General features: G+C 75.5%; 18 protein-coding genes. 8 read left to right on the top strand and 10 right to left on the bottom strand.

Annotated elements, in window-relative coordinates; genetic code table 11:
• Positions 1–21: 21 nt before the first annotated feature.
• A complete protein-coding gene (locus tag ACQKM2_RS00990; RefSeq protein ID WP_427704993.1) occupies positions 22–567 on the bottom strand; it encodes an ATP-binding protein in 546 nt (181 codons plus the stop codon).
• Positions 568–776: 209 nt separating this feature from the next.
• On the opposite strand from ACQKM2_RS00990, the gene ACQKM2_RS00985 reads away from it, so the two are divergent.
• A complete protein-coding gene (locus tag ACQKM2_RS00985; RefSeq protein WP_427704991.1) occupies positions 777–1,937 on the top strand; it encodes a PLP-dependent cysteine synthase family protein in 1,161 nt (386 codons plus the stop codon).
• Between the two features lie 2 nt (positions 1,938–1,939).
• Here ACQKM2_RS00985 and ACQKM2_RS00980 read toward each other — a convergent pair whose 3' ends face one another.
• From ACQKM2_RS00980 to ACQKM2_RS00955, 6 genes are all read right to left on the bottom strand, one after another.
• Positions 1,940–2,428: an SRPBCC family protein gene (locus ACQKM2_RS00980; protein ID WP_427704989.1), complete on the bottom strand. Its 489-nt coding sequence runs from the start codon at positions 2,426–2,428 to the stop codon at positions 1,940–1,942.
• A 103-nt stretch (positions 2,429–2,531) separates the two neighbouring features.
• On the bottom strand, positions 2,532–5,036 hold the full coding sequence (locus ACQKM2_RS00975; protein ID WP_427704986.1) for a right-handed parallel beta-helix repeat-containing protein: 2,505 nt from the start codon (positions 5,034–5,036) through the stop codon (positions 2,532–2,534).
• A gap of 147 nt (positions 5,037–5,183) precedes the next feature.
• Positions 5,184–5,780: an Rv1733c family protein gene (locus ACQKM2_RS00970; RefSeq protein WP_427704984.1), complete on the bottom strand. Its 597-nt coding sequence runs from the start codon at positions 5,778–5,780 to the stop codon at positions 5,184–5,186.
• A 177-nt stretch (positions 5,781–5,957) separates the two neighbouring features.
• On the bottom strand, positions 5,958–6,785 hold the full coding sequence (locus ACQKM2_RS00965) for an MOSC domain-containing protein (protein WP_427704982.1): 828 nt from the start codon (positions 6,783–6,785) through the stop codon (positions 5,958–5,960).
• A gap of 94 nt (positions 6,786–6,879) precedes the next feature.
• Positions 6,880–7,464, bottom strand: coding sequence for a DUF6643 family protein (locus ACQKM2_RS00960; protein WP_427704979.1), 585 nt, complete (start codon positions 7,462–7,464; stop codon positions 6,880–6,882).
• 266 nt (positions 7,465–7,730) lie between these two features.
• Positions 7,731–8,912 carry a glycosyltransferase gene (locus ACQKM2_RS00955; RefSeq protein WP_427704977.1) on the bottom strand — a complete coding sequence of 394 codons (1,182 nt, stop codon included), beginning with the start codon at positions 8,910–8,912 and terminating at the stop codon, positions 7,731–7,733.
• A gap of 346 nt (positions 8,913–9,258) precedes the next feature.
• Here ACQKM2_RS00955 and ACQKM2_RS00950 point away from each other — a divergent pair, with 346 nt between their 5' ends.
• Both ACQKM2_RS00950 and ACQKM2_RS00945 read left to right on the top strand, forming a co-directional pair.
• On the top strand, positions 9,259–10,053 hold the full coding sequence (locus ACQKM2_RS00950) for a glutamate racemase (protein WP_427704974.1): 795 nt from the start codon (positions 9,259–9,261) through the stop codon (positions 10,051–10,053).
• A 207-nt stretch (positions 10,054–10,260) separates the two neighbouring features.
• On the top strand, positions 10,261–11,400 hold the full coding sequence (locus ACQKM2_RS00945; RefSeq protein ID WP_427704972.1) for a hypothetical protein: 1,140 nt from the start codon (positions 10,261–10,263) through the stop codon (positions 11,398–11,400).
• Positions 11,401–11,492: 92 nt separating this feature from the next.
• Here the strand turns inward: ACQKM2_RS00945 and ACQKM2_RS00940 are convergent, their stop codons facing one another.
• Positions 11,493–12,416 (bottom strand): ADP-ribosylglycohydrolase family protein, encoded by a 924-nt coding sequence (locus ACQKM2_RS00940; RefSeq protein ID WP_427704970.1) that lies wholly within the window; start codon positions 12,414–12,416, stop codon positions 11,493–11,495.
• Positions 12,413–13,009: a TetR/AcrR family transcriptional regulator gene (locus ACQKM2_RS00935; RefSeq protein ID WP_427704968.1), complete on the bottom strand. Its 597-nt coding sequence runs from the start codon at positions 13,007–13,009 to the stop codon at positions 12,413–12,415. The genes ACQKM2_RS00940 and ACQKM2_RS00935 overlap by 4 nt, the downstream gene beginning before the upstream one ends.
• A gap of 96 nt (positions 13,010–13,105) precedes the next feature.
• On the opposite strand from ACQKM2_RS00935, the gene ACQKM2_RS00930 reads away from it, so the two are divergent.
• The 4 genes from ACQKM2_RS00930 (at position 13,106) to ACQKM2_RS00915 (ending at position 17,144) form a co-directional block, all read left to right on the top strand.
• Entirely contained in the window at positions 13,106–14,236 is a 1,131-nt protein-coding gene (locus ACQKM2_RS00930; RefSeq protein ID WP_427704965.1) for an FAD-dependent oxidoreductase, read from the top strand.
• A 160-nt stretch (positions 14,237–14,396) separates the two neighbouring features.
• Positions 14,397–14,912 (top strand): hypothetical protein, encoded by a 516-nt coding sequence (locus ACQKM2_RS00925; protein WP_427704962.1) that lies wholly within the window; start codon positions 14,397–14,399, stop codon positions 14,910–14,912.
• Positions 14,913–14,965: 53 nt separating this feature from the next.
• Positions 14,966–16,606 (top strand): apolipoprotein N-acyltransferase, encoded by a 1,641-nt coding sequence (gene lnt, locus ACQKM2_RS00920; RefSeq protein WP_427704960.1) that lies wholly within the window; start codon positions 14,966–14,968, stop codon positions 16,604–16,606.
• A 37-nt stretch (positions 16,607–16,643) separates the two neighbouring features.
• Positions 16,644–17,144, top strand: a complete 501-nt coding sequence (locus ACQKM2_RS00915; RefSeq protein WP_427704957.1) for an NUDIX hydrolase — start codon at positions 16,644–16,646, stop codon at positions 17,142–17,144.
• Positions 17,145–17,199: 55 nt separating this feature from the next.
• Here ACQKM2_RS00915 and ACQKM2_RS00910 read toward each other — a convergent pair whose 3' ends face one another.
• The gene (locus ACQKM2_RS00910) at positions 17,200–17,985 is read right to left on the bottom strand and encodes a trypsin-like serine peptidase (protein ID WP_427704954.1); all 786 of its coding nucleotides are present in this window, start codon (positions 17,983–17,985) and stop codon (positions 17,200–17,202) included.
• Between the two features lie 274 nt (positions 17,986–18,259).
• Between ACQKM2_RS00910 and ACQKM2_RS00905 the strand changes: the two genes are divergently transcribed.
• Positions 18,260–19,549: an ATP-binding protein gene (locus tag ACQKM2_RS00905; RefSeq protein WP_427704952.1), complete on the top strand. Its 1,290-nt coding sequence runs from the start codon at positions 18,260–18,262 to the stop codon at positions 19,547–19,549.
• Positions 19,550–19,616 lie beyond the last annotated feature (67 nt).

Genomic DNA, 19,616 nt, shown 5'->3' with positions numbered 1-19,616 from the left:
CCCGGCCGGGCCGCGGGGGAGTCAGCCGGGCCTGGCGCCGAGGACGGCCGACGCGGGCACGCCGGTCACGACGGCCCGGGCGTCGACGGCGGCGAGCACCGGGCGGGCGGGTTTCCGTACGGTCTTCTTCACGCCGATGCTGACCCTGCGCGGCGGCGCCGCCGGCGCGGGGGCGGCCCGCATGGAGAACCAGACCACCTTGCCGGGCCCGTCCGGCCGTGACCGGGCCCCCCAGGCCTCGCTGACCGCCTCGACGAGCGCCAGGCCGCGCCCGCAGGTCTCCAGGTCATCGGCGATCCGGCGGACGGGCAGCCGCGGATCGCTGTCGTGGACGGAGACGGTCAGCCGCCCCAGGCGGAGTTCGATCTCGACCGTGCACACCTTGTCCGGCTGCGCATGGCGGTGGACGTTGCTGAGCAGCTCCGTCACGCCGAGCGCAGCCCGGTCTATGAGCGGGTCGAGCTGCCAGTGGCGCAGTTGCGCGGAGATGATTCTGCGGACCTGACCGATCCGCGCTGGCAGGGCCTGCAGTTCGACGACGCAGTGCCTGCGGGAATGACTGATCACGGCTGCGACTCCCCGACATCATTGTTACGGGTGCTGCACCCTCGGTGACGCAATCACCAGGGTCACCCACAGTGGCGCCGCTTGCAACCGAACGCCCGGGGCCGCGGACGAAAGCGATCCGCATAGAAACCCAAAGTAATCATTTGCGCAGGTGAGGGGGGTACATTTCGAAAGGAGGGGGCTTTGGAAACGACAAAGGAGCAAGGCGCATGAGCACCACCGGCACCACCGGTACACCGGTCTCGAACACGGCCGGGAGCACGGCGACGACGGTCGACATCGACCGCAGCGACGCCGACTACCGGGCCTGGCTCAAGGAGGCCGTGCGCAAGGTCCAGGCGGACGCCAACCGCTCCGCCGACACGCACCTGCTGCGCTTCCCGCTGCCCGAGGCGTGGGGCATCGACCTCTACCTGAAGGACGAGTCCACCCACCCGACGGGCTCCCTCAAGCACCGCCTCGCCCGCTCGCTGTTCCTCTACGCCCTCTGCAACGGCTGGGTCCGCCCCGGCCGTCCGGTCATCGAGGCCTCCAGCGGCTCCACCGCGGTCTCCGAGGCGTACTTCGCCAAGCTGATCGGCGTCCCGTTCATCGCGGTCATGCCGAGGACCACCAGCCCGGAGAAGTGCCGGCTCATCGAATTCCACGGCGGCGAATGCCACTTCGTCGACGACCCGATGAAGATGTACGAGGAGTCCGCCGACCTGGCCGCCCGCACCGGCGGCCACTACATGGACCAGTTCACCTACGCCGAGCGCGCCACCGACTGGCGCGGCAACAACAACATCGCCGAGTCGATGTACCAGCAGCTGCGCCTGGAGCGGTACCCCGAACCCGCCTGGATCGTGGCGACGGCCGGCACCGGCGGCACCTCCGCCACCATCGCCCGCTACGTCCACTACATGCAGCACGACACCCGCGTCTGCGTCCCGGACCCGGAGAACTCCTGTTTCTTCGACGGCTGGACCAACCACGACCCGCACGCGAGCAGCGACTGCGGCTCGCGCATCGAGGGCATCGGCCGCCCCCGCATGGAGCCGAGCTTCGTGCCCGGTGCCGTCGACCGCATGATGAAGGTGCCGGACGCGGCCTCCGTCGCCGCCTGCCGCGCCCTCGAACAGGCCATCGGGCGCAAGGCGGGAGGCTCCACCGGCACCGGGCTGTGGAGCGCCCTGAAGATCGTCTCCGAGATGGTGGCGGAGGGCCGCAAGGGCAGCGTCGTGACCCTGCTCTGCGACCCGGGCGACCGCTACCTCGACAAGTACTACTCGGACGAGTGGCTGGCGGCCCAGGGCCTCGACATCGCCCCGTACGCCAAGACGGTCCAGACCCTGCTGGAGACCGGCGAGTGGCGCGAGCCGCAGGGCTGAGGCTAGGAGGCGGTGCGCGCCGCGAGGCGGACGTCCAGGGCGCGCACCGCCGTGCGGAAGGAGTGGCCGAGGCCCGGGCGGGCGGCGGCCAGCGCCAGCCTGACCGGGGCCGGGCCGTCGGCGGCGAACGTCCAGCGGACGAGGGTCCCGGCGGCGCCCGGCCCCGGCGCCAGCAGCCACTCCTCCACCAGGGCGCTCATGCCCGGCGCGTTGGTCTCGTCGACGCGGTAGGCGTAGCGCAGCCCGGGGTCGCGGGCCACCACCGTCTCCCGGAAGCGGACCCCGCCCACCAGCCGTACCTCCCGGCCCGCCCCGCCGCCGGTCGGCCGGGCCAGGCTGACCGCGCGGAACCAGGCGGGCCAGCCCGTGACCTCGTCCGCGAGCGCCCGGTACACGGCGTCCGGCGGGGCGGCGGTCCGGGCCGTGAACGCCAGCCGGGTCGGGGCGTGCTCGATGAATTCCAGCCCCACGGGGCGGAGTCGGCGGGCCATGGCGTTACCCCCTGGGGTGCGTCCGCTGCGGTGCGGTGCGGCGCGGGTGCGCGCCGCGCCACCATAGCTGACTCCCTGTCAGAAGTCCCCGCCGGGCGGCGGATCAGCACTCCGCCGGCAGCGCCGGCAGGTCCTCCGGGAACAGCAGGGTGAGCTCGTCCGTGCCCGGGTCGGCCAGCTGCGCCACCCGGCCCGCGTGCCGCTCCACCATCGCCTCGAAGGTCTGGCGGGCGGTCCGGCCGTTGCCGAACGCCGGGCCCTTGGGAAGCTCCGTGAAGTACTTCAGCAGGGCCTCCCCGGTGCCCTCGCCGAGCCGGTACTCGTGCTCCTCCGCCTGCTGCTCCACGATCCGCAGCAGCTCCTGCGGCCCGTAGTCCCCGAAGGTGATGGTGCGGGAGAACCGCGAGGCCACCCCCGGGTTGACCGTCAGGAACCGCTCCATCTCCTCCGTGTACCCGGCGACGATCACCACCACCGCGTCCCGGTGGTCCTCCATCAGCTTCACCAGCGTGTCGATCGCCTCACGCCCGAAGTCCCGGCCGGAGTCCTCCGGGGCCAGCGCGTACGCCTCGTCGATGAACAGCACCCCGCCCCGCGCCCGGTCGAAGGCCTCCTGCGTACGGATCGCCGTCGACCCGATGTGCTCGCCGACCAGGTCCACCCTCGACACCTCGACCAGGTGGCCGCGCTCCAGCACCCCGAGCGAGGCCAGGATCTCCCCGTACAGGCGGGCGACCGTGGTCTTGCCCGTGCCCGGGGAGCCCGTGAAGACCAGGTGCCGGCGCACCGAAGCCGCCTTCAGGCCCGCCTGCTGCCGCCGCCGCCCGACCTCGATCATGTCGGTGAGGGCCCGCACCTCGCGCTTGACGCTGTCCAGCCCGACCAGCGCGTCGAGCTGCCCCAGCACCTCGCCCGAGCCCCGGGCGTCCCCCGCCGCTGCCGGGGCCTGCGCGGCGGCGGAGCTGCCGGCTCCGGCTCCGGCCGCGGCCCCGGCGTCCGGCCCGTCCCCGGTCCGGGAGGGCGGCACCCGGTCGGCCGGACGCCCCGAGAGGCCCTGCGCGGCCGTCGCGGTACGCGGACCCGTGCCACCGGGCCGCGCCCCCGCGAGCACACCGCCGGCGGCCCGCGCCGCAGGGCCCGTACCGCCCTCGTCGCCGGTGCAGCCCTCGGCGAGCGGGCCGTCCTCCGCGAACTCGTAGCCCCCGCGCGCGCAGCGCTCGGTGTGGCACCGGGTGAGGGTCGTGCGGCAGCCGTCGATGACGTGGAAGCCGAAACCGGAACTGCCCGTCACCCGGCAGGCGGTGAAGGTCCCCCGGCCGCCGGCCGACACGTAGAACCCGGCCTCGGCGGCGGAGGTGACCGTGCACCGCTCCAGGACCGGATCGGCGCCCTTGGTGACGATCACACCCGTCTGCACGGCGTCGACGGTGCAGTCGGCGAGCGATCCGCCGCTGCCGTGGTCGCGGAACCACGCCCCGGTGCCGGCCTCCCGGATCCGGCAGTCGTCGAGCTGCGCGCTCGCCCCGTCGCTCACCGAGACGGCCGTGTTGCGCACCTGCGAGAAGTCGCTGTCGACCACGTCCACCCGCGAGCCCCGGTCCAGCACGAACAGCGCGTCCGGCACGTCGTGGAGCCGGCAGGACTTCAGCGAGGCGGTGGCCCCGTCGCTGACCCACACCGCCGGATAGTCGCCCGTGCTGTCGTGGATCTCGCAGGACTCGGCGTCGACCCGGGTCCCCGGGTCCCACACCGACAGGCCGTTGCGCCCGAACCGGCGCACCGTGGTGCGGCTGAGGGTGAGAACCGAACGGGAGCGCAGGTCGACGGCGTTCTCCGGGATGTCGTGGATGTCGCAGCCGGCGAGCGTCAGCACCGCGTCCGTGTCGAGGGTGACCCCGTCGGCGGACGTGCGGTGCACGGCGCAGTCGGTCAGCCGGGCCGCGGCCCGCGCGGCGACCTGCACGCCCGCGCCCTTGACCTCGTACACCTCGCAGCCGAGGGCCTCCAGCCCCGAGCCCTCACCGGTGACCGCGATGCCCGCGCCGACGGCGTGGTGGATCCGGCAGCGCTCCAGTCGCGGGTGCCCGCCGCGCACCGAGACCCCGGCCTGCCCGGCGACGACGACCTCGCACTCCTCGAACACCCCGCCGCCGCCGTCCAGGACGGAGATCCCCACCCCGGCCGGATTCTCCACCGTGCACCGGCGCACCAGGGGCCGGGCCCCGCCGCGCACCTCGATGCCGGACGCCGAACGGGTGTGCACGCGCAGGTCGGTGAGCTCGGGCGAGCCCTCCTCGACCAGCAGCGCGGGCGCCGCCCGGTCCGCGCCCTCCAGGTACAGGTCCTGGACCACGGCCGAGGCGCGCACGGTCAGCGCGACCCCGTCGAGCGGGGCGATGCGCACCGACCCGGCCACCGCGCCCTCGGGCCCGCGCAGGGTGACGGCATGACGCAGAACCAGGTTCTCCCGGTAGGTGCCGGGGGCGATGGACAGCACGTCCCCGTCGCCGGCCGCGGCGAGCGCGGCGGCCAGCGTCGGATACTCCCCGGAACGCCGTCGCCACCGAGAGGTCCCGCCGTGCGTCACCTGGACCGTGCCCTGAGCCATCGTGCTGTCGTGCCCCCACCCTGGTACTCGTGCTGCCGGACCTGCGGAAGCGACCGGGGAGCCGGGAGCTGCCGATGAGACCGAAGAGACCGGAGCGACCGGCCTCCGGCTCCACGGTAGCGCGCGAGGGCCCGGTGAGTGGCCAGGTCAGCTGCCCGCATCCGCCCGGCCCCAGTCCGGTCCCGCCGCCGCCCACGCCCGGTCCAGACGCGTGTACCGCCGATGCATGAGCCGGCGTACGACCAGCCGCCGGACCGTCTCCGCCAGCGCGGCCGCGGTGAGCGCGGCGGCCAGGCCCGCGGCACCCGCGTGGAACGAGGCGGCGGTGGGGTCGAGCGGCTGCCCCACCAGCCGGCCCCGGATGTCGGTCCATATCCGGAACCGGTCGCCCGCCCGCGGCGGTTCCTCCGCCGCCGGGACCGTGCCCTGGTGGCTGCTGCCGTCGGGCGCGGTCCAGGAGGCCACGATCCGCGTCCGCTCCGGGGCCTGCCGCTGCGCCGACGGATCGGCCGCGCCCGGAGCGGGCCGCACCACCACCGCCGGGACCAGGTACCGCTCGTGCCGCTGCTCGCGCGCGGCCCGCTGCAGGGTCCCGTCCACCTGGAGGCCCGCCACCCAGCCGACGGCCGGAGCCACCAGCAGTACGCACACCAGCGCGGCGAACGCCACCCACGCCTCGAAGAGATCGGTCGGCCTGCGCAGCGGATTGCGCCGCCAACGCCACACACCCATTGCTGTCCGCACGGTCCGGCTCCCCCTGCCCCATGCCCGGTCTACGTCTTCGTCCGTCGTCCTGCATGCTCCAACGGCCCCGTGCGGCCCGTTGGTTCCAGTGGACGCCACGAGCCCCTCGAAGGTGTCATTCCGTCTGCCCGCCGTGGTCAGCGGCGGGGTCGGGACCTCCGGGTGCGGCGGCCGCGCTCACTCCAGGACGCGCACCTCGTCGCCCACCCGGACCGTGCCCGTGACGACCGGCACCAACTGGCGTCCGAAGGCCAGCGACTTCCCGATCCGCCGGTGCCGGGCCAGGGTCTTCAGCGGCTCCCGCCCGCGCTCGGACGTGTGCTGGTCGGTGGTGGTCACGATGCAGCGGCCGCATTCGCGCACCCCGCGGAAGACCGCGTCGCCGATCGCGATGCGCAGCCAGCCGTCCTCGGCCCAGGGCGCCGCGGGACCGCCGACCACCAGATTGGGCCGGAAGCGGTTCATGGGCAGCGGGCCCTCCTCCGGGTGGTCGCCCTGGGCGATCAGCTCGTTGAGGGCGTCCAGCGAGGCGCTGGTGGCCAGCAGCAGGGGGTAGGCGTCGGCCAGGCTGACGGTCTCCCCCGGGAGGGCGTAGTCGGGGTCCACCGGCCGCCGGACGGCCGGGTCGTCCATGTGCACGAGGCGTGCGGGCTGGCCGAGGTAGGCGGTGAACCACTCGGCGGCGGCGGACGCCGCGACCACCGTCTCGATCTTCTTGCCGAAGAGCACGACCGGCTCCAGCGGGCCGGGCTCCGGAACCTCCACGACGAGAGCGGGCATACCCGGTCCCGACAGCTCGATCCGCCCGCCCGGCAGCGGACGCGCCGCGGCCAACGCCAGCCGCGCCTGCTGGCGTTGGGTGATGACCGCACCCGTCGTGTCGACCACGGCCCAGCGGCGGTCCCCGGCCGGTCCCCAGGGCTCCACGACTATCTCGTCGGGAGCGGTCCCCGCCACCGACTTGACGGGGTGGACGTGCAACGACTGGACGTACAAGTTCGACATGGGGGCATTGTGACAGCTGCCCCCGCCGGCCCCCCAACGACCGCGGGCACGGTGCACGGGACGCCGGCGGTGCCACCGCCGGCGCCCGCCGGGATCAGTAGGCGCGCTGCTGGTACTGGCGGCCGTACGGGTCCTCGTACGAGGGGACGCCCGCCGCGGACGCCACCGGCGCCATGGTGGGGGTCATCGGCGCCACGGGGGCCATGGGAGCCATGGGGGTCATGGGAGCCATGGGGGCCATCGGGCGCGGCGCCGCCGGGCGCATGGCCTCGTACCCGGTGCCCATGGCGGCCGGACGGGGCTGCTGGGGCTGCGGCTGCGGCACGTAACCGGCCCGGGCCGCGACCTGCTGCTGCGGGATGTACGGGGCGGGCGCGTGCTGAAGCGGAACCGGCATCTGCTGCGGCTGCGGAGCGGCCTGCTGCGGATACCCGTAGCCGTACGAGGGCGCCGGCAGCTGCGGTGCGGCGGGCGGCAGGGCGGGCATGGACGAGGCGAGGGCCGGCAGGAAACCACCGCTCGAGTAACCGGCACTGGGGGATTCGTAGGCGGCCGGAACGCGGATCGGGGCGATCTGCGGAGTACCCCGCTCGGCGACGAGGGAGTCGTAGATGGGGGTGTCCGGGAAGGAGGGCGCGGAGTAGTAACCGCCGCCATAAGTGGAGCGGGGGGAGGTCATGGGAGACAAGTTAAGCCCACGACTTCACCGGGTCCATAGCCAGGTGTCGCCAACACCGCGCTGACCTGCATATTCCCAGGTCAGCGCCACAGCTTTCACTAGACGTTCACCTGCACGATTCGTCACTTCCGCCCCGTCTTGCTGCTACTCGTGCTCGCTGCTTGGTCTTTGCACGCACTTCATGCTGACGCACTGTCACAACGCGGTGACCTCGGATGACGTCCCCTCAGGCGGAGGAATTCCGTGCCCCGGCCGCCCGGCCGGTTTCAGGCGTCGCCGGGACGGGCATAGGTACGGCCCTTCCAGGCGGCCCCGCGCCCCCGGTAGTGCTGGACGGCCGAGTCCACGGTCATCAGCAGGTAGAGCAGCGCCGTGAGCGGAAGCAGCGGGGCGAGCGCGGCCGGCTGCCGGTAGTACCGCAGCATCGGCAGGTAGGTCCCCGCCATCAGCAGCCAGGCGAGCCCCCCGGCCCAGGCCGTGGCTGCACCCACGGCCGAGGACCGGCCCGCCGGCCCCGCGAACAGGGCCGCCGGCGGGACCAGGTACACCAGCGCCAGTCCCGCCACCGTCCCGGCCAGCAGCAGCGGCCGGTGGCGGAGTTGGGCGTACGCGCTGCGCGACACCATCCGCCACAGGTCCCCGAGGGCGGGGTACGGGCGCACGCTGTCCACCCGCTCCGCCAGCCCCAGCCAGATCCGCCCGCCCGAGCGCTGGACGGCGCGGGCGAGGGAGACGTCGTCGATGACGGCCTGCCGGATCGAGTCCGGGATCCCCGCCCGCACGGCGGCGTCGGTCCGCAGCAGCACGCAGCCGCCGGCCGCCGCGGCCGTCCGGGAGGCGGGGCGGTTGATCCGGCGGAAGGGGTACAGCTGCGCGAAGAAGTACACGAAGGCGGGTACGACGAGCCGCTCCCAGAATCCGGCCACCCGCAGCCGGGCCATCTGGGAGACGAGGTCGAGGCCGGCGCTGGTCGCGGCGGCGACCAGCTCGCGCAGGCTGTCGGGCTCGTGCGCGATGTCGGCGTCGGTGAGCAGCAGGTACTCGGGCCCGCCGGCCGCGGCGGTACGGGCGTGGCCGATGCCGTGCCGCAGCGCCCAGAGCTTGCCGGTCCAGCCGGGCGGCGGGTCCCCGGGGGAGACGACGGAGAGGGGGAGGCCGGGCTGCTCGGCGGCCAGGCGGCGGGCGAGCGCGGCCGTGCCGTCGGTGCTGCCGTCGTCGACCAGGACGATCCGCGCCTCGCCGGGATAGTCCTGGGCGAGCAGCGAGGGCAGGCTCAGCGGGAGCACCCCGGCCTCGTCCCGGGCCGGGACCACGATGGCCACGGAGGGCCAGCGGGCGGGGGCGGCGCGCGGGGGGAGGCGTACGTCGGTGCGCCAGAACATGCCCTGGGCGAAGGTCAGCCAGAGCCAGGCGGCGAGGGACGCGCAGGCGGCGATGAGGAGGCCCATGGCGGCAGTGTGGCCGAAGCGGCGGGGCGTGTCCCGGTCTTCGGGGCGAGTCGGCCGGCACGCCGCGCCACGGGTCCCGTGGGGGCGGGCCGACGGGCTGGGGGCGGGCCGGGCAGAGCGGCAAACCGGGCCGGGCGTGCGTCGGGGTCCGCCCGGGGGCGGGGCGGGTGTGCGCTGGGGGTCGGCCCGGGGGGAGGCGGGTGTGCGTCGGGGTCGGTCCGGGGGCTGGCCGGGTGTGCGCTGGGGCGGGCCGGGGGTGGGTCGGGTGTGCCCTGGGGCGGGCCGGGGGTGGGTCCGGGGGGCGGGGGATCGCGGGCGGGACGGGTGCGTCGACTAAAGTGACCGGGTGAAGATCGCGCTCATGGACTCGGGAATCGGCCTCCTCGCTGCGGCCGCCGCGACGCGTCGGCTGCGGCCCGACGCCGATCTGGTGCTGTCCTCCGACCCCGACGGGATGCCCTGGGGGCCCCGTACGCCCGCCGGCATCACCGAGCGCGCCCGCGCCGTCGCCCGGGCCGCCGCCGCGCTCGGCCCGGACGCGCTGATCGTGGCCTGCAACACCGCCTCCGTGCACGCCCTGGCCGCGCTGCGCGCCGAGCTGGAGCCCGGCATCCCCGTCATCGGCACCGTCCCGGCGATCAAGCCCGCCGCGGCCGCCGGCGGGCGGGTCGCCATCTGGGCCACCCCCGCCACCACCGGCAGCCCGTACCAGCGCGGACTGATCCGCGACTTCGCCTCCGGGGCGCGCGTCACCGAGGTGCCCTGCCCCGGTCTCGCCGACGCCGTCGAGCACGGTGACGAGGAAGCCGTCGCCCGCACCGTCGCCGCCGCCGCGGCGCTCACCCCGGCCGACGTCACGGACGTGGTGCTCGGCTGCACGCACTACGAACTCGTCGAGGAGTCCATCCGGGCCGCCCTCGCCGCCCGGACCGGGGGAGCGGAGCTCGTCTACCACGGCTCCGCCGAGGCCGTCGCCGTGCAGGCGCTGCGCCGCATCGGCCTCGAACCCGCGCCGGACCTGCCCCGCACCGGCGGCCTGACCGTGCTGCACAGCGGCCGGACCTCCACGCTGCCGGGCGCCGCCCTCGGCTACGCCGAAGGCCGCCTGCTCGCGGACCGGCAGCAGGTCCACCAGCACTGACGCGGCGGGCCGCGAAAGACGGTTGGAGGGTTCGGGCCGGGCTCGCATACTGGGCCCGTGATTGCCTATGCCAAGCACCTTCCGGCCGGTGTGGTACCGGCAAGTAATGTGCGGACATGGGGCGTTGAGGAGTCCGAGCGCTGGCGCCAGGCCCGGACCCCGGTCATCTTCGCCCCTGCTGCGGGGAGTTGGTTCCTCGCTGTCCTGGTGACCGTCTCACTCGTGCTGGTCCTCGGCGACGGGGGACCGGCCGCTGCGGTGGGCACGGCGTGGCGGTTCTATCCGGCGGCCGTGCTGCTGGTGGCTCTGCCCCTCTGGTACCGGTTCCTGCCCGGCGCGGCCGCGGCGGCCGCCGCCCTGCTGCTGGCGGAGTCGGCCGCCGCGCTCTCCCGGGGGCCCGGGGCCGTCCTCGTGTGCCTGTCCGCCGCGTGGGCGCTGGCCGGGGCGCTGCTGCGGCTGCGGTCCCGGCGCGCGCAGGAGCGGCTGGCCCGCGACGCCGCCGGACCGGCCCGCTTCCCGCTCCCCGACCGGCTGCCGCCCGGGCAGGAGCGGCGCGGGAACACCCGGATCATCGTCGGGGCGCTGCTCTGCCTCGCCGCCGCCGGGATCCTCGTGGACGGCATCGTCGAGGACCTCGGGGCCGGTCCCGGCGGCGTCCCGTACGACGCCGTCGGCCAGCAGCGGGTCGCCCTGGTCCTGCTGGCGCTCGGGAGCACCCTCCTGGGCCGCGGCTGGGCCGCCGACCTGGCCACCCGGCGGCTGTACGAGGACGACCAGCCCGCGCTGGTCGTCGGTGTACGGATCGCTCCCTCGGGCCACTTCTGGCTGCTGCCCGACGCCGACGACACGGCGGGCCGGCCGCTGCTCTGCTACCGCGCGGCCGACCGGGACACGCTCAAGGGCGCCCGGCTGCTGGCCGCGGGGACGGAGGGCCTGCCGCGGGGCGGGCTGCACGACGTCGACGCCCGCGCCGAACCCTTCGAGGCGCTGCTCCACGGGGTGCCGCGCGAGGGGGCCGAGGTGGTCCTGGAGTACGCCGTCCACGAGAACTGCGGCAGCGGCATCACCTGCCAGGTCACGGGCGCCCCGCTGCTGCCCCGCGTCCGCCACGGGCTGGGCCCCTGGAGCCCGGCCGGGGTGTCCTACCGGGAGACGACCCGGGACTGGCGGGAGCGGGAGGAGGCGCGCCGCAGGGAGGCCGACCGCGCCAAGAGCGCCAAGAGCGCCAAGCGGGCCACGGCCACCGGCACCGCAGGCACGACCGCCGCCGCCTGCGGCGGGGGCGGCGGAAGCTGCGGCGGCGACGGCTGCGGCGGAGGCGGCTGCGGAGGCTGCGGCTGCGGCTGACCTCCGGGCCCGGCCCGGCCCGGCCGACCCGGCCCCGGGCACGGTCGCGCTCGGCTGGGCCGCCGGGGCCGGGGCGACCGGGCCGGGCGGGCTCAGGCGGCGGTCGCGAGCCGGCGGGCCAGGGCGCGCAGTGCGGCGGCGTCGAGGACGCGGCCGCCGGAGCCCGGCAGCGGTACGTGCAGCGGGCCCGTCCACGCGTCCGGTACCGCCGCCTGCCCGTACACGGCGCCGGCCAGGGTCCCCGTGACGGCGGCGACCGTGTCGGTGTCCCCGCCCAGGTCCACGGCGGCCCGTACGGCCTCGGCGAACCCGCCGGTGGTGCGCAGGGCCCACACCGCCGAGCCCAGGCAGGGCCACACCGCCCCGTTGAACTCGGTGGCCAGACCCGGGTGCCAGTCGGGGGCGAGGACGCGGGCGTACCGGTCGCGGTGGTCCGGGTGCACCGCGTCCAGCGCCTCCGGGAGCGCGGCGAGCGGATCGCCGCCGTCCAGGGCCACCCGGACGAGCTCGTGCAGCAGGGCCGTGCCCTCCCAGGCGGCCCGGTCCCCGTGGGTGAGGGCCGCGATCCGCCGGGCCGCGTCCATGGTGGCCCCGCGCCCGGCGGCCGCGAAGTACACCGCCGAACCGGCGGCCCGCATCAGGCAGCCGTTGCCCGCCGCCCGCGCGTTGACCTGGAAGTGGCAGGCGGCGGCCAGGTCCCACGGCATGCCGCTGGTGAGGACCTCCTCGGTCTGGAGCCCGATGTCCTTGGGCTCTGCGGCCGCCCAGCGCTGGAAGCGCGCGAAGACGTCGGGGAGTTCGAGGCCGCCGTTCTCCAGCAGCGACTCGGCGACCAGGACCGCCATCTGGGTGTCGTCGGTCGCCTCGCCCGGATCCCAGCCGCCGCCCCCGCGCATCTCCTGGCCCCGCGCGCTCAGCTGCCCCGCGGGCCCGAACTCGTACGGAGCCCCCAGCGCGTCCCCCGCGGCCGAGCCGAGTACGGCTCCCACGGCCCGGTCCAGCCGGGTGGCGGTCACGGGGCCGCCGTCCCTTCCGGGCACACGGCCGCCAGCAGGCCCCGCGTGAAGCCGTCGAGGTCGTCGAGCCCGGCCGCGGCCAGTGTCCCGGGGGCGCCCGCCAGGAGGTGGGGGATGGCGCCGTGCAGCGCGAGGGTCAGGGCGCGGGTCTGGTCCGGCCCGTCCGGGAGGCCGGCTCCGGCGAGGAGGGCCCGGTGCGCGGCGAAGTCCCCGGAGGCGATCGGGTCCAGCAGCGCGGCCAGCCAGGGCCGCCGGGTGGCTTCGGTCTGGAGCTCCAGGTAGGCCAGCATGCGCGGGCGCCCCGGTCCGGCCACGTTCCGCAGCAGCCCGGCCAGCAGCGCCGCCAGGCCCGCCCGGTCCGACGGCCCCGGTCCGGCTCCCGCCAGGGCGGCGGCCACGGCCCGGTACTGCTCCAGGCAGCGCTCGGCCACGGCCCGCAGCAGCGCGTCGCGGGTCGGGAAGTAGTTCTTGGCCGTGCCCAGCGGCACTTCGGCGGCGGCGTCGACGGCCCGGTGGGTGAGCCCGCGCCCGCCCGCCTCGGCCAGTACCGCGACGGCCGCGTCGCGCAGCCGGTCCCTCCGGTCCTGATTCACCTTGCCAGGATAACCACACCCGTGGTACCACGGATGGGGTACCACGGGTGTGGTGGTGGTGCGGTTCTGTTCGTCCGACGGATCGAGGGGCACGTCATGGCAGACGACCGGCACGACGAGAACGGCAAGAACGGCAAGAACGGCAAGAACGACGAGAACGACAGAAACAGCGAGAACGGCAAGAGCAGCGAGAACGGCACCGCCGTGGTCGTCGGTGCCGGCGTCGGCGGGCTCGCCACCGCCATCGGGCTCCGCCGCGCCGGCTGGTCCGTACGCGTCCTGGAGGGCCGTGCCGCCCTGGAGCGCTACGGCACCGCCTTCGGCATCCACCCCACCGCCCAGTCCGCCCTGGACCGCCTCGGCCTCGGCGAAGCCCTCCGCGCGCGGGCCCTCCCGTACCGCAGGGCCCACATCAGGCGCCCCGACGGCAGGGTGCTCGCCGCCCTCCCCCTGGAACGCGTCGAACGCAAGGCCGGCCGCCCCGAGCTGCTCGTCGCCCGGCCCCACCTGATCGACGCGCTGCTCGCCGAACTCGGCCGGCTCGGCGGCGCCGACGTCGAGTACGGGCAGCGGCTCACCGACCCCCGGACCCTCGACGCCGACCTCGTCGTCGGCGCCGACGGCATCAACAGCTCCGTCCGCACCGCCCACTTCGGCACCCGGAGCGGGGTGCGCGCCGTCGGCACCGTCGCCTGGATCGGCATCGCCGGCTTCGAGACCGGGATCTACGGGGAGACCTGGGGCGACGGCCGCTTCTTCGGGATGACCCCCGTGGAGCCGGGCCGCACCAACTGGTACGCCGCGGTCCCCGAGGCCACCACCGCCGGCGAACTGCGGGCCGCCTTCGAGGGCTGGCACGACCCGGTCCCGCAGGTGCTCGCCGAGACCGACCCCGCGACCTGGATCCGGTACGAGATGCGCCACCTCCACCCGGCGCTGCCCGCTTTCGTCACCGGCGACCGGATCGCGCTGGTCGGCGACGCCGCCCACGCCATGACCCCCAACCTCGGCCAGGGCGCCTGCACCGCCCTCCTCGACGCCGAGGCCCTCACCCGCGCCGTCGCCGCCCACGGCCGTACGGGCCTGCCCGCGGCCCTGCGCGCCTACGACGCCGAGCGCCGCCGCAGTGCCCAGCGGGTGGCCCTCGGCTCCAGGACCCTGCACCGCTTCGTGACCACCCGCCGCCCGGCCCTCCGCGACGCCCTGATCGGCCTCCTCCCCGCCTAGGACGCCGGCCCGGGACCACCGTCCGGGACACCGCCCAGGCCGCCGCCCGGGAAGCCGTTTCGGCGGGCCGGGCGCGGGCAGGCGCCGGCCCGTGGAGGACGATGCGCCGACTGGCGCAGAGGTGGTGGCGCGGATGCGGAACGTGAGTACGCTGCTGCTCATGACGGGTCACCCGCCAGGCCCCCTCTGGACGGGCCGGGCTTCCAACCGCGTGCAGTGGCTGCTGGCCGCGGCCGGTGCGGCCTGCCTGGCCCTGGGCGTGGAACTGGCCGTCGACAACTCCTGGACCGCCGGGTTCGTCCCGCTGCTGATGTCCGTGATCGGCTGCCTCGCGGTCGGGCTGCTCATCCTCTACGGCACCCTCGCCTTCGTCCACGTCGCGGTCACCGTCGACGCGGAGGCCCTGGAAGTGCGCTGCGGCCACATCGGACTGCCCCGCCGCAAGATCCGCCTCGCGGAGGTCGCCTCCGCCGAGTTCCGCCCCCGCATCACCCCCCAGCAGTGGGGCGGCTGGGGCTACCGCTGGCGCCCCGACAAGGGCACCGCCGTCATCGTCCGGCGCGGCGAGGGCGTCGAGCTGCGGCTCGGCGACGGCAAGCTGTTCACGGTCACCGTCGACGACGCCGAGAACGCCGTCCGGGTCATCCGCACCCACCTGCGCGCCCTCACCCGGTAGCGTCGAGCGGCTCCTTACCGGCCCTTGGGGTACGGGGACGTACACTCCGCCAGATGAGCAGCAGTGTCACCCGCGCCGCCGAGAGCGAGCCCTCGCAGCCCGCCGGACGGACCGCGGCCGTCACCCCGTCCGAAGCCGAAGCCGCAGCAGCCGCCGCCTCCCCGCGCCGGGAGGAGCACAAGGCCGCCTGGCTGGTGCGCTCCGCCCTGGCCGGAGCCGCCGGGGTGCTGCTCTACCTCAGCTTCCCGCCCCGCCCCCTGTGGTGGCTGGCCCCCTTCGCCCTCGCCCTGCTCGCCGGCTGCCTGCGCGGCCGCCGGGCCCGGGCGGGCTTCGGCCTCGGCTTCCTCTTCGGGCTCGGTTTCCTGCTGCCGCTCCTCGTGTGGACCAGCGAGGGCGTCGGGCCGGTCCCCTGGATCGCCCTCGTCGCCCTCGAATCCCTCCTCATCGGCCTCACCTGCCTCGGCATCGCCCTCGTCAGCCGGCTGCCCGGATGGCCCCTGTGGGCCGCCGCCGTCTGGATCGCGGGCGAGGCCCTGCGCGCTCGGGCCCCCTTCGGCGGCTTCTCCTGGGGCAAGCTCGCCTTCGGGCAGGCCGACGGCGTCTTCACCCCGCTCGCCGCCGTCGGCGGCACCCCGCTGCTCTCCTTCGGCGTCGCCCTGTGCGGCTTCGGCCTGTACGAGGTCCTGCGCACCTCCCGCCGCGACCCCCGGCGCGGCGCCGCCGCCCTCGCCGCCCTCGCCGTCGCCGCCCCCGTCGGCGCGGGCCTCGCCGCCCGCCCGCTGGTCTCCGACGCCGCCGAGGACGGCACGGCCGTGGCCGCCGTCATCCAGGGCAACGTGCCGCGCGCCGGCTTCGACTTCAACGCCCAGCGCCGCCAGGTCCTCGACAACCACGCGAACCGCACCGTCCAGCTCGCCGAGGACGTCAAGGCCGGCCGCGCCGCCAAGCCGGACTTCGTCCTGTGGCCGGAGAACTCCTCCGACATCGACCCGTTCACCCAGCCCGACGCCCACGCCGTCATCGACAACGCGGTCAAGGCCGTCGGCGTGCCCACCGCGATCGGCTCCGTCCTCGCCCCCGAGACCGGGCCGCTGCGCAACACGATGATCCTGTGGGACCCGGCAAAGGGCCCCACGGACACCTACGACAAGCGCAAGATCCAGCCGTTCGGCGAGCGCATTCCGATGCGCTCCTTCGTCCGGCTCTTCAGCTCCGACGTGGACCGCGTCCGCCGCGACTTCGGCCCCGGCAAGGAGCCCGGCGTCTTCGACATGGCGGGCACCGGCGTCGGCATGGTCACCTGCTACGAGGCCGCCTTCGACGACGCCGTCCGCTCCACCGTCCGGGCGGGCGCCCAGGTCATCGCGGTGCCCAGCAACAACGCCACCTTCGGCCGGACCCAGATGACCTACCAGCAGCTGGCCATGGACCGGATCCGTGCCGTCGAGCACAGCCGCACCGTCCTCGTCCCCGTCACCAGCGGCGTCAGCGCCGTCATCCAGCCCGACGGCAAGGTCACGCAGCAGACGCGGATGTTCACCGCCGACGCCCTCGTCGCCGAGATCCCGCTGCGCTCCGGGCAGACCCCGGCCACCCGCCTGGGCCCGCTCCCCGAGTACGCGCTGCTCCTCGTCGCGGCCGGCGGGCTCGGCTGGGTGCTGACCCGCCGGGTTCGCGCCCGCCGGGCCGCATGACGACGGCGGCCGCGGCCGGCCCCCGTAGGGTCGGGGCATGACCACACCCGAGTACATCCGCGAGATCAGGGAGAGCGGCGCCGGCCACCGGCTGCTCCTGCTGCCCGGCGTCACCGCCGTCGTCGTCGACGGCCTGGGCCGGCTGCTGCTCGGGCGCCGCGCCGACACCGGGAAGTGGTCCCTGGTCGGCGGCATCGCCGAGCCGGGGGAGCAGCCCGCCGGGACGGCGGTCCGAGAGGTGTACGAGGAGACGGCCGTACGGTGCGTCCCCGAGCGGGTGGTCCTCGTCCAGATGCTCGAACCCATCACCTACCAGAACGGCGACGTCTGCCAGTTCCAGGACATCACCTTCCGCTGCCGGGCCACGGGCGGCGAGCCCCGCTCCGCCGACGGGGAACTGCTGGAGGCGGCCTGGTTCGCACCGGACGCCCTGCCCCCGCTGGAACCCTTCGCCCTGGACCGCATCCGCCGCGCCCTGACGGACGAGCCGACCTGGTTCGAGGCCCCGGCCGGGACCGGAGACCAGGCGGGTTCCTGAGGGACGCCGGACCGGACCGGGCCGCACCGCCCGAGCCGTCCGACGCGGGGCACGGCTACTGTCGCGCCGCCCGGCGGTACAGCTCCAGGGCCGTGGCGCCCATCACCGCGCTGTAGGAGACGTCCGGGACCGTGCCGCCGCCCTCGTGGCCGCCCAGGACGCCGACCAGGGCGCCGCCCGCCAGCCAGGGGCTGCCGCTGGTGCCGCCGCTGAGGGCGGGGCAGTCGATCCGGCGCTGCGTGGCGGAGAACAGGCTCGTCGCGTTCGCGCAGCGCAGCGGGGCCTCCTCGGTGCTCGGGTAGCCGACGACGGTCACCGTCACGTCCTCCGGCTGCCCGGCGGCCACCGGGAAGCCGCCGACCACGTCCTCCACGTTCCCCGTCACCGCGCCGTCCGCCGGGGCGACCGTCGCGAAGGCGATGTCCGCGTCCGGGTCCTCCCCCTCGGTCCAGGCCGGGGCCGTGAACACCCCGGTGACCCGCCACAGCCCGTACGGCGCCCCGCCGTCCCGGTAGCCCGGGGCGAAGACCGTGCCCTCCGGATGGCCCAGGCAGTGCGCGGCGGTGGCGATCACGTCGCGGCCGGCGCTGCGCACCACGGAGGCGGTGCAGAAGTGGCCGCCGTCCGTGCCGCCCGCGAACAGGGCGCCCACGCGGGCCGCCGTGGCGTCGGCGTCGGCGCGCACGGTCACGCCGAGCGGCGGCAGCGCCTCGGCCTCGGGGAGGTCCAGGCTCAGCAGGGCGGCCATCGAGGTCAGCGAGAGCAGGATCCGCGCCGCCCGCCGGGCGCGGGCACGGGAGCGGGGGCGGCCGGCCGGTCGGGGGAGGGTGCGAGGGATCATGCGTCCGAGCCTCCCCGGCGAAACTGTGCCCGGCGCCCTGCGTTCCGTATGAATCCGCTGTGAATCCGGAGCGGCTGTGGACGGGGAACGCGCGGTGCGTGTGTCGGAAACCCCGAAGGCGCGTCCGTTCCGGGCCGGCGGCTTCGGCGGAACGCACCGGTCTATGGACGCCGCGGCGGACTTCCGGACCGGCTGTTGTGCACCGCGGTGCGTGATCGCCGGGCCCGCCCGCCCCTAGCCTCGCCGCAGGAGCACGAACGAGGGGCGGTACCGAGTGAACTGGCTCATCCACGACTACCGCGAGAGCGATCTCGCGGCGGTGGTCCATCTCATAGACACCACGGCCGAACTGGGCCAGGAGTCCGTCTTCTCGCTCGCCGAGTGCATCAGCGCGCTGACCGACCGGCAGCCCTGCGTCGTCGCCGTCCACCAGGGCGTCCCGATCGGCGCGGCCCTCGCCTGCGTCACCGGCGAGCGGGCCTGGGTGATGCGGATCGCGATCGCCTCCGGCTGGCGCGGCCGCGGCCTGGCCAGCGCACTCCTCGTCGAACTGGAGCGGCGCCTGATCGCCGCGCGCGTCGGCCGGATCGCCTACGTCCTGCCCGAGGAGGACCTGCTCGGCGAGGGCCTGCTCAACGCCGGCTACACCCGGCAGCCCGCCGTCGCCTACTTCGAGAAGACCGAGCCCCTGCACGGCCCGGCGGCAGGCCTCCTCGACGACCTCGGCGGCCGCTTCCTGCCCAACGACCTGTGGGCCAAGGTCGCCGGCATGGAGACGGAGAAGGAACTCATCGAACGGCGCGTGGTCCTCCCGCTCGCCGAACCGGAGCGGGCCGCCGCGCACGGGGTCCGGCCACCGCGCGCGATCACCCTCTTCGGGCCGCCCGGCACCGGCAAGACCACCTTCGCCCGCGCCATCGCCTCCCGGCTGGGCTGGCCCTTCGTCGAGCTGCTGCCCTCCCGCCTCGCCGACGAGGGCAACCTCGCCGCCGCGCTGCGCGTCGCCTTCGCCCGGATCGCCGAGCTGGAGCGGGTCCTCGTCTTCATCGACGAGGTCGAGGAGATCGCACCCGTACGCACCGAACCGGCGCAGCCGGGCGGCATCCACGGCGTGACGAACGAGCTCCTCAAGCTGATCCCCGGCTTCCGCGAGGGCGACGAGCGGCTGCTGGTCTGCGCGACCAACTCCATCCGCTCCCTCGACCCGGCCTTCCTGCGGCCCGGCCGCTTCGACTACCTGATCCCCATCGGCACCCCCGACGCCGGGGCGCGCGCCGCCATCTGGTCGCGCTACACGGCCGGGCGGACCGGCGTGGACGTGGGGGCACTGGTGGCGGCGACCGAGCTGTTCACCCCGGCCGACATCGAGCACGCCGCGCGGATCGCCGCGCAGGTGTCCTTCGAACGGGACCTGGAGGCGGTGGGCGCGCGCGGCGCGGCGGCCGCGCAGCTCGGCGCCACCACGGAGGACTACCTGGCGGCCGTGGCGCAGTGCCGGCCGACGGTCACCCCCGCGATGACCGGCGAGTTCCAGGCCGACATCACCGCCCACGCGCGGTTCTAACCACAAGACCTCCGGACGGGACACCGTCCGGACCGGGAGCCGACCGGCGCCGTCCCGCCGGGCGCTC

The sequence above is a fragment of the Streptomyces sp. NPDC004126 genome, assembly GCF_050275515.1.
GTDB lineage: Bacteria > Actinomycetota > Actinomycetes > Streptomycetales > Streptomycetaceae > Streptomyces.
Note: the sequence above shows the minus strand (reverse complement) of the source record. Positions and strands in the feature narration are given on the sequence as shown.

What these genes read in the sequence shown, in the direction of transcription:
- ACQKM2_RS00985 (WP_427704991.1), top strand. Translation starts at nt 777, where the DNA reads ATGAGCACCACCGGCACCACCGGTACACCGGTCTCGAACACGGCCGGG.
- ACQKM2_RS00980 (WP_427704989.1), bottom strand. Translation starts at nt 2,428, where the DNA reads ATGGCCCGCCGACTCCGCCCCGTGGGGCTGGAATTCATCGAGCACGCC.
- ACQKM2_RS00975 (WP_427704986.1), bottom strand. Translation starts at nt 5,036, where the DNA reads ATGGCTCAGGGCACGGTCCAGGTGACGCACGGCGGGACCTCTCGGTGG.
- ACQKM2_RS00965 (WP_427704982.1), bottom strand. Translation starts at nt 6,785, where the DNA reads ATGTCGAACTTGTACGTCCAGTCGTTGCACGTCCACCCCGTCAAGTCG.
- ACQKM2_RS00960 (WP_427704979.1), bottom strand. Translation starts at nt 7,464, where the DNA reads ATGACCTCCCCCCGCTCCACTTATGGCGGCGGTTACTACTCCGCGCCC.
- ACQKM2_RS00955 (WP_427704977.1), bottom strand. Translation starts at nt 8,912, where the DNA reads ATGGGCCTCCTCATCGCCGCCTGCGCGTCCCTCGCCGCCTGGCTCTGG.
- ACQKM2_RS00930 (WP_427704965.1), top strand. Translation starts at nt 13,106, where the DNA reads ATGGCAGACGACCGGCACGACGAGAACGGCAAGAACGGCAAGAACGGC.
- ACQKM2_RS00925 (WP_427704962.1), top strand. Translation starts at nt 14,397, where the DNA reads ATGACGGGTCACCCGCCAGGCCCCCTCTGGACGGGCCGGGCTTCCAAC.
- lnt (WP_427704960.1), top strand. Translation starts at nt 14,966, where the DNA reads ATGAGCAGCAGTGTCACCCGCGCCGCCGAGAGCGAGCCCTCGCAGCCC.
- ACQKM2_RS00915 (WP_427704957.1), top strand. Translation starts at nt 16,644, where the DNA reads ATGACCACACCCGAGTACATCCGCGAGATCAGGGAGAGCGGCGCCGGC.
- ACQKM2_RS00910 (WP_427704954.1), bottom strand. Translation starts at nt 17,985, where the DNA reads ATGATCCCTCGCACCCTCCCCCGACCGGCCGGCCGCCCCCGCTCCCGT.